Source organism: Streptomyces sp. McG3, assembly GCF_018619185.1.
Classification (GTDB): domain Bacteria; phylum Actinomycetota; class Actinomycetes; order Streptomycetales; family Streptomycetaceae; genus Streptomyces.
Genome location: NZ_JAAXYC010000266.1, coordinates 1 through 11218, shown reverse-complemented (window position 1 = coordinate 11218; position 11218 = coordinate 1). Strand labels below are relative to the sequence as shown.

Here is an 11218-nt window from a genome sequence, read left to right as displayed (position 1 = left end):
CCCCGCAGCACACCCTGCCCACCCTGCCCGGTCAGCCGCCGATGATCGGTTACCTGGTGCTCGTGCCGGCCGACCAGCAGCCGGCGCTCGCGGGGGCCGTCGCGGCCTCCCGGCTCCGGCCGGGCGGCTCGCCGTTCCCGCAGCAGCCGGAGCCCGACCGGGCGGCCGACGAGGGGGCGCCCGGCGGTCCGGTCCGGATCGACGCCACCCGGCGTACGGCTTCGGTCGACGGCGTCGCCCTCGACCTCACATACCTGGAGTTCGAGCTGCTGTCGCATCTGGTGGCGCACCCGCACCGGGTGCACACCCGCGACCAGTTGGTGACGACGGTGTGGGGTTACGGGCACGTGGGCGACGGGCGCACCGTCGACGTCCATGTCGCCCGGCTGCGCCGCAAGCTCGGTGCGGAGTACCGCCGTTCGATCCAGACGGTCCGGCGGGTCGGGTACAAGTACACGCCCTGACCCGCTCGGTCCACCCGGAACGCCCGGCGGCCCCGGACCACGGTTCCTCCTCACCGTGGTCCGGGGCCGTCCGGGCGTCTCAGAACTGCCGGGCCGCCGGGGCCGGGATGTTCACCGGGCGGGCCGGCTCGCCGTATCCCTCATGGTTCTCCTCCTCCAGGCTCGGCAGGCGTGAAAGGCCCCGCGGGGTGCGCCAGTTGCGCTCGCCCAGGAGCAGCATCACGGAGGGCAGCAGCACCATCCGTACGACGGTGGCGTCCAGCAGCACCGCGACGGCGAGGCCGACGCCCATCTGCTGCATGTCCTGCATGGACAGGGTGCCGAACACCGCGAACACCGCGACCATGATGGCCGCCGCCCCGGTGACCGCCCCGGCCGTGCGCCGGATGCCGGTCTCGATCGCGGCCCGGTTGTCCAGGCCGCCGCCCCGCGCCTCCCGGATCCGGGAGACGACGAACACGTGGTAGTCCATGGACAGGCCGAACAGGACGACGAGGACGAACAGCGGCATCCACGCCTCGATCGCGCCGACCCCCTCCGAGCCGATGAGCGACGCGCCCCAGCCGTGCTGGAAGACAGCGGTCATCACGCCGTAGGAGGCGGCCACCGAGAGCAGGTTGAGGGCGATGGACGTCACGGCGATGACGTAGCTGCGGAAGCAGAACAGCATCAGCAGGAAGGTGACCGCCGTGATGAAGGCGAAGACCGGGACGATGCCGCGTCGGAGCTGATCGTTGAAGTCGACCGATCCGGCGGTCTCCCCGGTGACGTGGGCCTGCGCCCCGGTGCCGTCGAACGCGGCGGGCAGCCGCTTGTCGCGCAGTTCGGTCAGGTCGGCGGTGCCGTGCGGGAGGGGGATCTCGATCTCGGCGACGTTCTCGGCGCGGTGGACGGTGACGTCCTTGAACCCGTCGAGGGCCCTGGTGACCTCCGGGGCGGCGATGTCGGGCGCGGTGACGACGACGAGAGCGGGGGCGGGGCCGCCGGGGAAGCTCTCGGTGATCCGGCTGTGGGCGATGGAGAGCTGCGAGTCGGAGCCGAACTGCTTCTCCAGACCGAGGGATTCGGTCTTCATGCCGAGGGCGGGCGCGGCGAGCGCGAGGAGCAGGACGACGGCGGCGACGGCGAAGGCGCGGGGCCGGGCGAGCACGGGGCCCAGCACCCGGCCGACGATGCGGCCGCTGCCGGCCTGGCCGTGCTTGGCGCGGCGGTTGAGCAGCGGGATGCGGCCGGCGTCGATCCGGTCGCCCAGCCAGGAGAGCAGGGCGGGCAGAACGGTGACCGAGCCGAGCATGGCGATGAACACGACGATGATCGTGGCGAGCGCGAACCCCTTGAACAGCAGGAGCCCGGAGAGGAACATGCCGCCCATCGCGACCATCACGGTGAGGCCGGAGACGAGCACCGCCCGGCCGCTGGTGGCGGCAGCGATGCGCAGGGCGGTCTCGGCGTCCCGTCCGGCGGCGCGTTCGTCGCGCTCGCGGCGCAGATAGAAGAGGCAGTAGTCGACGCCGACGGCGAAGCCCATCAGGAACATCACCGAGTAGGTGGTCTGGAACAGGTGCAGCTGGTGGCTGGCGATGGACAGGAGGCCGAAGGCGGCCATGCACGCGGTGAGGGCGAGCCCGACCGGGAGCAGGGCGGCGACCACCGCTCCGAAGGCGACGAGGAGGATGCCGAGGGCCAGGGGTACGGCGGTGAACTCGGCCTTCTTGAAGTCCTCGGCCAGCAGGTCGCCGAGCCACTTGCCCGCGCTGGCCTCGCCGAACTGGTGGATCCCGGTGCCCGGGTGGTCCTTGCCCACGGCGGCGACCGCGTCCAGGACGGGCTGGATCCGGTCGGAGGAGGTGGCGGCCTCGCCCTTCATCTCGAAGGCGATCAAGGCCTCCTTGCCGTCCTCGGAGGCGACGGGCGGGGCGATGTTCTGGGCTTCGCCGGTCTGCCGTACGGCGTCGGCGAGGGCTTCGGCGGCCGGCTTCCAGTCCCCCGCGGCGGGGGCGGAGACCATGACGAGTTCGCCCGCGGGCTTGTCGAGTCCCGCGTCGAGGAGGATCTGCTCGGCGCGGGCGGACTCGCCCGCACCGTTCTCGGCGTTGGTCATCTCGACCATGCCGGTGGCCCCCCCGATGCCCGTGGCGAGCACGACGAAGAGCAGCCAGCCGAGAACGGCCGTCTTGCGATGGTGGGTGCTCCACACGCCGATGCGTGCGGCGAGATTGCGCCTCATGCGGTTTCTCCCCCGGAGGTAAGCGTCAGGTAAGTGATCGGGACGCTTCGAATCTAGGAATCGGACGCGATCCGCCCCAGCCGCCGGAGCCCCCGGTCACGGAGGCGTAGGGGGCGGACGCGGGGGTGGTGCCAGGTACACCCCCTCCGGGTGGCGGACCGGCTGACGCGGCGGGGCGGTGCCGGGTGAGACTGGCTCCGGACCGGGGACCACCCGGCTCCGACGGGGAGCGGGGCCCGGGAGAACCTTCCTGGTTCCGGCGAGGGGAGAGGGATCGCGATGAAGGTGTTCTCGGGGCGGCTGCGGTCGTCGGGGCTGGCGGCGGGGCGGGGGCTGTTCCTGTCGGTGGCCGGTCTGGCGGGGTCCATCACCCTGTTCGTGCTCGCGGTGCTCTCGATCGTCTTCATCCTGCTGGGCATCGGGGTGTTCACCACCCCGGTGGTGCTGGAGGCGGTGCGCAAGCACGCCAACCAGCGGCGGCTGTGGGCGGCGACGTGGTCGTACGTACGGATTCCGGTCCCGTACCGGCCGTTCCCGAAGGATCTGCGGGCGGGCGTCACCGGGCAGGTGGAGCGCACCACGCTGATGCTGAAGGACCCGGCGACCTGGCGGGACCTGCTGTGGCTGCTGATGGACATGACGGCCGGCACGGTCTTGGCCGTGGTGGCCGCCGGGCTGATGCTCTACCCGATCGAATCGTTGGTCCTGGCGGCGGGGCTGTGGCGGGTGTTCCAGGACGACCCGTACTGGTACATGTTCGTGCCGGTGAGCAGCCAGCTGACCGGTCTGGCCGCCCTGGCGCTGGGGATCGTGCTCTTCCACTTCGGCCTGCGCTCCACCGAGCCGGTGCTCCGGGCGCACTTCCTGCTCGCCCGTACGCTGCTGGGGCCGACCCGGGACGAGAAGCTGGCGCAGCGCGTCGAGCGGCTCACCGAGACCCGGCACGAGGCCGTGGACACCGCCGCGTCCGAGCTGCGCCGCATCGAGCGGGACCTGCACGACGGGGCGCAGGCCCGGCTGGTGGCGATGGGCATGAACCTGGGCACGATCGAGGCGCTGATCGAGAAGGACCCGGCGCAGGCGAAGAAGATGCTGGCGATGGCCCGGGAGTCCTCGGCGGAGGCGCTGACCGAACTGCGCGACCTGGTCCGGGGCATCCACCCGCCGGTCCTCGCGGAGCGGGGCCTCGGCGACGCGGTCCGGGCGCTGGCCCTGCGGCTGCCGGTCGCCTCCGAGGTGACCGTGGAGCTGTCGGGCCGGGCGCAGGCCCCGGTGGAGTCGGCGGCGTACTTCGCGGTCAGCGAGGCCCTGACGAACACGGTGAAGCACGCGGAGGCGGAGCGGATCTACGTGGACCTGCATCACGCGGAGGGGATGCTCCGGATCTCCGTGACGGACGACGGCAGGGGCGGTGCGGTCGTCGGATCGGGCTCGGGGCTGAGCGGAATCGAACGGCGACTGGGTACATTCGACGGCGTCCTGGCCGTCAGCAGTCCCGCGGGCGGTCCCACCATGGTGACCATGGAGATTCCTTGCGAGTTGTCCTAGCCGAAGATCTCTTCCTGCTGCGCGACGGCCTGGTGCGCATGCTGGAGGCGTACGACTTCGAGATCGCCGCGGCTGTGGAGACCGGGCCCGAACTGACCAAGGCCCTGGCCGAGTTGGAACCGGATGTCGCCGTCGTCGACGTCCGGCTCCCGCCGTCCCACACGGACGAGGGCCTCCAGTGCGCCCTGGCCGCCCGCCGGGCCCGGCCGGGGCTTCCGGTGCTGGTGCTCTCACAGCACGTGGAGCAGCTGTACGCACGGGAGCTGCTGGCGGACGGCGACGGCGGCATCGGCTATCTGCTGAAGGACCGGGTCTTCGACGCGGACCAGTTCATCGACGCGGTACGGCGGGTGGCGGCGGGCGGCACGGCGATGGACCCGCAGGTCATCTCCCAGCTCCTGTCGCGCCGTTCGCAGGACCGGCCGATGGGCGGCCTCACCCCGCGCGAGCGGGAGGTGATGGAACTGGTGGCCCAGGGCCGCTCCAACGCCGCCATCGCCTCACAGCTGGTGATCACGGAGCGGGCGGTGGCCAAGCACACGTCGAACATCTTCGGCAAGCTCGGCCTGCCCCCGTCGGACGACGACAACCGCCGGGTGCTGGCGGTGCTGGCGTATCTGGACCACGGCTGACCCGTGGTACGCGGCAGGGCTGCGTACCACGGCCGACCCGTCGCACGCGGCAGGGCTGCGCGGGGCGTTGATCAGCCCGTGAACCAGCCCGCCGCGTCCAGCCGGAACGCGCTGCTGGGGGCCATCGCGCGCAGGTCCCGCTCCAGAGCGGCCAGCCGCTCCTCGCCGAGCGTCCGGGCCCATTCCGCCCGCAGCCGGTCGAAGCCCTCGGCGGACCGGGCCAGCAGGTCGACGCCGTGCGGGGTGAGGCGGATCAGGGTGCGCCGGCCGTCGGCGGGGTCCGGGGCGCGCTCCACGTAACCGAGCGTCTCCAGCTTCTCGACGGTCTTTCCGGCGGCCTGCTTGGAGACCCCGAGCCGACGCCCGACCTCGCTGATGCCCGCGCCGTCGCGGCCCACCGCCTGGAGGGCGAAGCCGTACGCGGGCCGGGCCTCGGGGTGCCCGTGCTCGGCCAGATCCCGGTGCAGGGCATCGATGATCGAGCGGAAGCCGGCGAAGAGCAGGAGCGGCAGCTCGAAGCCATTGCCGGAATCGACAACCTGGTTTACCTTTTTTTCGTCAACCATGTTGTCGATCGTAACCGGCCCTGTCCGATCCGCCCCGCGTAGAGAGGCCCCGCCATGCCCTTTCCCGATCTCACCCCCGAGACCGCTCCGCCCGGTTCCCGGCGCGCCATGGAGGCGGTGACCGAGCGGCTGGGCTACCGGCCCGCCGCCATCGCCCGGCTCGCCGCCTCGCCCCACGCCCTGGACGGCTTCCTGAAGATCAGCGCGGTCTTCGAGGCCTGCACCCTGGACCCGCTCTCCCGCGAGGTCCTGATCATGACGATGGCCACCCGCAACGACTGTCACCTCTGCGTCGCGATGCACACCGCCAAGCTGACCGCCCTGGACGCCGATCCGGCGCTCGTCACGGCCCTGCGCGACCGCGCCGGAGCCCCGCTCCCGGACGAACGTCTGGAAGCCGTGCGGCGGTTCACCCTGGCGGTGCTCGCCTCGGCGGGCGCGGTGGACGACGCGACCCTGCGGGACTTCCTGGCGTACGGCTACACCGAGCAGAACGCCCTCGAAGTGGTCCTGGGGATCGGCGCGTACACCCTGTCGACCCTGGCCAACCGGCTCACCGGAGCCCCGGTGGATGCCCCCTTGGCCGCCTTCGCCTGAGATGCGGTGGTCCGGTCCGCTTCCGGGCCGGAGCTTCCCACGAATCGGCCGGGACGCTGAACGGGTCGCGCGGCCCTCACGTATGGGACGTCACGCTTCCCCCTCGAAGCAGAGGAGTCCCATGCGACGCACATCGCGCAAGAAACGTTCCACGCTCGCCAACCGGGCCATCGCCGCCTCCGCGGCCCTGATCCTGGGGGGAGGCGGGCTGGTCGCGGTCAACGTCTACGCCTCCGCGGGGGAAGGGCCGTCCGGTTCTCCGCCCACCCGGACGCAGAACGTCGGCCGCCAGTTGTCCACCATCGACTGCCCCGAAGCCGTCAACGGACTGCCCGAGGTACCGGATCAGGCACGCGGGGAGGTCGACCGCGAACTCGCGGCGATGGATACTCAGATCACCGACGCCTACCGGCAGTTCGCGGACCGGAAGGAGCAGCTCGCCCGGGACCCCGGGCTGGCGGAGAACGCGGTCCTGGGCCCGTTGCGCGGCAAGCGGGCCGCGAGCCTCGACCGCATCGGCATCGCCATCGGACGCGTGGCGCAGCGGCCGGAAGGGCTGGAGAGCCTCGCCGGGTGCAGCCTGCGCGCCGACGACGGGCAGGGGCAGAACGAAGGACAGGGGCAGGACCCGGACGATCAGGACCCCGGCGGTCAGGACCCCGGTCAAGGGGAAGACCCCGGCCAGGACCCGGGCGACCAGGACCCCGGCGATCAGGACCCCGGCGACCAGGACCCCGGCCAGGGCGAAGATGCCGGCCGGGGGCAGGGCGGCAACGGTCCCGAGGCCGCCGACTTCGTCGACATCCGGTCCGTCCAGCCCGATGCCGACCGGCCCCGCCAGCGCCGCGGCGCGTCCCGGGGCACCTTCACCACCGACTGCGGCCGCAACGAGAACGGGAAGTTCAACCCGGACAACGTCATCGTCGCGCCCGGCGTGAGCAACGGCGCGCACCACATGCACGACTACGTCGGCAACCAGGCCAACGACGCCTTCGCGAGCGACGACGACCTGGCGGACGGCGCGACCACCTGCCGCAACCAGGGCGACCGGTCGACCTACTACTGGCCCGTCCTGCGCCTGCAGAACGGGCAGGACGAGAACGACGTGGACGCCGACGGCGGCGGCCGGGACCAGAACGTCGGTGAGATCCAGACGCCGTCCCAGGTGACGCTGAAGTTCGTCGGCTCGCCCGCCGGCAGGGTCACCGCGATGCCACGCTTCCTGCGGATCATCACCGGGGACGCGAAGGCGTTCACCAACGGCGACGCGAACGCCAACGCCTCGTGGAGCTGCACCGGCTTCGAGGACCGGCAGCTGACGGACAAGTACCCGATCTGTCCCGAGGGAAGTCAGGTGGTGCGGACGTTCGCCTTCCAGAACTGCTGGGACGGGCAGAACACCGACAGCGCCAACCACCGCACCCATGTGGCCTTCGCCCAGGAGAACGGACGGTGCCCGAACGGGTTCCGGGCGGTGCCGCAGCTCGTGCAGCGCATCGTCTACGACGTGCCTCCGGGGCCGGGCTTCGCCGTCGACTCCTTCCCCGAGCAGCTGCACAAGCCGATCACCGACCACGGGGACTTCATCAACGTCTTCGACGACCGGCTGATGAAGAAGCTGGTGCGGTGCATCAACGACGGCCGCCGCTGCCGCTGACGCGGCGCGTGCGGCCCCCGTGAACCTGCGCGGTCAGCTCTTGTGGTGACCGGAGTGCCCGTCCTCGCTCCCCCCTCCGCCGCTCTCCCCCGAGTGGTGAGGCGCGGCGGTCTCCACCGTCCCCCCGAGCCGGCCGCGCAGCGCCGCGACCACCTCCGGATCACCGACGGCCACCCATTGCCGTCCGACGAGGTACGAGCCGCCGTAGTCCTTGGCCTCGTTGATCCACTCCCGCTGCCCACGGTCGGTGGCGAAGGTGGTCAGTACGTAACGGCCTTCGTCCGTCCTGCAGTTGGCCTGACGGAGCTCGGCCGCGTCGGTCGACACGTTCGGGGCGCAGCCGGCCTTCTTCGCCAGCTGCTCCAGCGTGCCCGTCGCGGCCGGTGGCGGCGTGGGCCGCTCCCGGCCGTCGCCCTCGTCGGCCGGTTCCGTGCTGCACCCGGCCAGGAGCAGAAGCCCTGCCAGGACGGCCGCGACGGCACCGCCGTGCCGTGTGCCTCGCCCTTCCGGTTGTGTCGCCATCGGCCCATCCTGCACCCGGAAACGGGCTCAGGGGTGGGCTACGGCAAGACTCACGAGGTAGGCCTCCTCGACCTCGCCGTCCGGGAACAGGGCTGCCAGCAGGGCCCGTTCGCGGTCGAAGAAGTCGCGGACCTCGACCGGGTCGCCGATCAGGAAGTCGGAGTGGGTGGCCAGGTTGGCGACATGGGCGTCGACCGGTACGCGACGGCTCCACGCCACCTGCCGGGTGCGGAAGTCGAGCCCGTCGGGCAGTTCGGCCCGGAAGCGGGCCCGGTGGGACGGAACGGCGGGGACCTCCACCCCGAAGAAGACCCGCATGCGGTTCTCCTGGTCGACGAGCCACTCCACGGACGGGTCGCCGTCGTTCCACCAGAGGGCCAGCGCCCCGCCCGGCCGCAGTACCCGGCGGGCCTCGGGGATCGAGCGTGCCGGGTCGGTCCAGTGCCAGGCCTGGGCGTACGCGATCAGGTCCATGGAACCGGTCCGCAGCGGCAGGTTGTTCCCGTCGCCCCGGACCAGCGGCACGTCCGGCAGCCCCCGGCGGAACTGCCCGGCCATCCCGTCGCCCGGCTCCACCGCCGTCACCCGGGCCCCGCGCTCGTACAGCCGTGCCGTGCCGAGTCCGGTCCCCGCTCCGACGTCCGCGACCCGGGCTCCGGAGAGCGGCAGTCCGGCCAGTTCCTCGACGGCGTCGAACAGGGCGGGCGGGTAGGAGGGGCGGTGCGCGTCGTAGTCGGCGGCGATGGCGTCGAAGGACCGGGCCTGCACAGGTTTCGTCATACAGCAATCATCGCGCGGGGCCTTCAGGAACGGCACGGAAATCTCTGCACGCCTCTGGTCCCGCCGCATACCCGTCAGTACATTGACACCATGTCTAACACGCAGCCAGCGGCGGTCGCGTCGGAGCGGACGCCCCTCAAGGCCCGCAAGGTGTCCTTCGCCTGGGAGAAGACCCCCCTGCACTGGGTGCCGGGCGACCCGTTCACGACGCACACCATCAATGTGCTCCACCTGCTGCTCCCGGCCGGGGAACGCTGGTTCATCCACGTCTACCGGCAGATACTCCCGTACATACACGACGACCAACTGCGCGAGGACGTCATCGGGTTCATCGGCCAGGAGGCCGTGCACTCCCAGGCCCACGACGATGTGCTCCCGCATCTGCGGGAGTTGGGCCTCGACCCGACCCCGTACACCGCGCAGGTCGACTGGTTCTTCGAGAAGCTGCTCGGGGACCGGACACTGCCGCCGGGGCGGGCCTCGAAGTGGTGGCTGATGGAGCGGGTGGCGACGATCGCGGCGATCGAGCACTACACCGCGTTCCTCGGCGACTGGATCCTCAACGCCGATGCCCTGGACCGCCGGGGCGCGGATCCGACCATGCTCGATCTGCTGCGCTGGCACGGGGCGGAGGAGGTCGAGCACCGGTCGGTGGCCTTCGACGTCTTCCTTCACGTGGACGGCGGCTACCGGCGGCGGGTGCGCACCTGGGCGGCGGCGTTCTCCGCGCTGGTGTTCCTCTGGCAGCGCGGCACCCGCTTCTTCATGGAGAACGACCCGACTCTGCTGGGCGGCAAGGCCTCCTTCAAGGCGTTCCACGCGAGCGGGAAGCAGGGCACCCTGCCCAGCACGGGCGCGATCCTGCGGTCCGTGCCGAGCTATCTCAGCCGGTCCTACCACCCCTCGCAGGAGGGCAGTACGGCCCAGGCCGTGGACTACCTGACCCGCTCCCCCGCCGCGCTCGCCGCGGAGACCGGCACGACAGGAGGGGCCTGAACCATGGCGCCGCCCCGTCTGCGTACCGTCGTGCTCGTCTCCGGCGCCGTCCTGCTCACCCGGCGCGCCCTGAGACGCCGGATCGCCCGGTCACCGCTGTGGCCGCTGCCCGCCCTGCCCGAGCCGGTATCGGGCCACTCGGAGCGGCGCGCGACCTCGGTCCGCCGACTGCTGATCACCGGACGGAGCGAGGTCGCCGAGGGCGTCGTGCAGCTCCGGCTGGAGGGAACCGCTCTGCCGCGCTGGGAGCCGGGGGCCCATCTGGACCTGGTGCTGCCGTCCGGCCTGGTGCGGCAGTACTCACTGTGCGGCGACCCGGCGGACACCGGTGCGTACACGGTGGCGACCCGGCTGGTGGAGGACGGCCGGGGCGGTTCGCGGGAGGTGCACGAGCAGCTCCGGGAGGGCCAGGAGATCGAGGTGCGCGGGCCGCGCAACCGCTTCCCGCTGGCCGGGGCGGGGGCTTACGCCTTCGTCGTCGGCGGCATCGGGATCACCCCGGTCCTGCCGATGCTGCGGTCGCTGGCCGCGTCGGGGGCCGACTGGCGGCTGCTGTACGGGGGCCGGTCGCGGGGGTCGATGCCCTTCCTGGAGGAGATCGAGAAGCTCGGCGCGGACGGGGACCGGGTCACGGTCGTCGCCCAGGACGAGGCGGGCCACCCGGACATCGCGGCGGCGCTCAGCGGTCTCGCCCCGGACACGGCGGTCTACTGCTGCGGGCCCGAGCCGCTGATGGACGCCGTGGCCGCCGCGCTCCCGGAGGGGTATCCCCTGCACCTGGAGCGGTTCTCGGCGGCGACCGGGGACGCGGCGGGCCCCGGTTCCGGGGCGTTCGAGGTGGAGCTGCGGCGCAGCGGACGCACGGTGCCGGTCGCGGCCGGGCAGTCGGTGCTGGCCGCTGTCCGCACCGCGGCGCCCCATGTCGCGTACTCCTGCGAGCAGGGCTTCTGCGGGACCTGCCAACAGCGGGTCCTGGAGGGCGAGATCGATCACCGGGACGATCTGCTGACCGACGACGAGCGGGGCGACTCGATGCTGATCTGCGTCTCGCGCTGCCGGGGCGGGCGGCTGGTCCTGGACCTCTGACTGCCCCTGACGCTGTCGGGCTCCCCGCGGCCCGGCAGCGGTGGGACACGTGCGCCGGCGGGGGCGAGCCCTCCGGGACGTGACCGGACGGCTCGGGGGAACCCCTGGCTCTTATACACATCTGACGCTGCCGACGACTAGGC

The 11218-nt window shown here is 72.1% G+C and carries 11 protein-coding genes; 7 read left to right on the top strand and 4 right to left on the bottom strand.

The window, feature by feature from the left end; translation table 11 throughout:
• Positions 1-464 (top strand): winged helix-turn-helix domain-containing protein (locus HET64_RS30380; protein ID WP_215110359.1); only part of this gene is annotated, 464 nt, incomplete at its 5' end.
• Positions 465-543: 79 nt separating this feature from the next.
• On the opposite strand, the gene HET64_RS30375 is transcribed toward HET64_RS30380, so the two are convergent.
• Positions 544-2691, bottom strand: coding sequence for an MMPL family transporter (locus tag HET64_RS30375; RefSeq protein WP_215110358.1), 2148 nt, complete (start codon positions 2689-2691; stop codon positions 544-546).
• Positions 2692-2970: 279 nt separating this feature from the next.
• On the opposite strand from HET64_RS30375, the gene HET64_RS30370 reads away from it, so the two are divergent.
• Positions 2971-4239, top strand: a complete 1269-nt coding sequence (locus tag HET64_RS30370; RefSeq protein ID WP_215110357.1) for a histidine kinase — start codon at positions 2971-2973, stop codon at positions 4237-4239.
• A complete protein-coding gene (locus HET64_RS30365) occupies positions 4224-4871 on the top strand; it encodes a response regulator transcription factor (RefSeq protein WP_215110356.1) in 648 nt (215 codons plus the stop codon). The genes HET64_RS30370 and HET64_RS30365 overlap by 16 nt, the downstream gene beginning before the upstream one ends.
• Before the next feature lie 71 nt (positions 4872-4942).
• Here the strand turns inward: HET64_RS30365 and HET64_RS30360 are convergent, their stop codons facing one another.
• Positions 4943-5437 (bottom strand): MarR family winged helix-turn-helix transcriptional regulator, encoded by a 495-nt coding sequence (locus tag HET64_RS30360; RefSeq protein ID WP_215110355.1) that lies wholly within the window; start codon positions 5435-5437, stop codon positions 4943-4945.
• 54 nt (positions 5438-5491) lie between these two features.
• Here HET64_RS30360 and HET64_RS30355 point away from each other — a divergent pair, with 54 nt between their 5' ends.
• Complete coding sequence (locus tag HET64_RS30355; protein ID WP_215110354.1) at positions 5492-6034, top strand: carboxymuconolactone decarboxylase family protein; 543 nt, start codon at positions 5492-5494, stop codon at positions 6032-6034.
• A gap of 121 nt (positions 6035-6155) precedes the next feature.
• Entirely contained in the window at positions 6156-7691 is a 1536-nt protein-coding gene (locus HET64_RS30350; protein ID WP_215110353.1) for a DUF1996 domain-containing protein, read from the top strand.
• A gap of 33 nt (positions 7692-7724) precedes the next feature.
• On the opposite strand, the gene HET64_RS30345 is transcribed toward HET64_RS30350, so the two are convergent.
• Positions 7725-8213: a hypothetical protein gene (locus tag HET64_RS30345; protein ID WP_215110352.1), complete on the bottom strand. Its 489-nt coding sequence runs from the start codon at positions 8211-8213 to the stop codon at positions 7725-7727.
• Positions 8214-8240: 27 nt separating this feature from the next.
• A complete protein-coding gene (locus tag HET64_RS30340) occupies positions 8241-8993 on the bottom strand; it encodes a class I SAM-dependent methyltransferase (RefSeq protein ID WP_215110351.1) in 753 nt (250 codons plus the stop codon).
• 90 nt (positions 8994-9083) lie between these two features.
• Here HET64_RS30340 and HET64_RS30335 point away from each other — a divergent pair, with 90 nt between their 5' ends.
• On the top strand, positions 9084-9989 hold the full coding sequence (locus HET64_RS30335) for a metal-dependent hydrolase (protein WP_215110350.1): 906 nt from the start codon (positions 9084-9086) through the stop codon (positions 9987-9989).
• A 3-nt stretch (positions 9990-9992) separates the two neighbouring features.
• Entirely contained in the window at positions 9993-11075 is a 1083-nt protein-coding gene (locus HET64_RS30330; protein ID WP_215110349.1) for a PDR/VanB family oxidoreductase, read from the top strand.
• Positions 11076-11218 lie beyond the last annotated feature (143 nt).

Bases quoted from the DNA above. Each gene is read 5' to 3' on its own strand.
- HET64_RS30330 (WP_215110349.1), top strand. From the start codon at position 9,993: ATGGCGCCGCCCCGTCTGCGTACCGTCGTGCTCGTCTCCGGCGCCGTC.
- HET64_RS30360 (WP_215110355.1), bottom strand. From the start codon at position 5,437: ATGGTTGACGAAAAAAAGGTAAACCAGGTTGTCGATTCCGGCAATGGC.
- HET64_RS30375 (WP_215110358.1), bottom strand. From the start codon at position 2,691: ATGAGGCGCAATCTCGCCGCACGCATCGGCGTGTGGAGCACCCACCAT.
- HET64_RS30370 (WP_215110357.1), top strand. From the start codon at position 2,971: ATGAAGGTGTTCTCGGGGCGGCTGCGGTCGTCGGGGCTGGCGGCGGGG.
- HET64_RS30340 (WP_215110351.1), bottom strand. From the start codon at position 8,993: ATGACGAAACCTGTGCAGGCCCGGTCCTTCGACGCCATCGCCGCCGAC.
- HET64_RS30345 (WP_215110352.1), bottom strand. From the start codon at position 8,213: ATGGCGACACAACCGGAAGGGCGAGGCACACGGCACGGCGGTGCCGTC.
- HET64_RS30355 (WP_215110354.1), top strand. From the start codon at position 5,492: ATGCCCTTTCCCGATCTCACCCCCGAGACCGCTCCGCCCGGTTCCCGG.
- HET64_RS30350 (WP_215110353.1), top strand. From the start codon at position 6,156: ATGCGACGCACATCGCGCAAGAAACGTTCCACGCTCGCCAACCGGGCC.
- HET64_RS30335 (WP_215110350.1), top strand. From the start codon at position 9,084: ATGTCTAACACGCAGCCAGCGGCGGTCGCGTCGGAGCGGACGCCCCTC.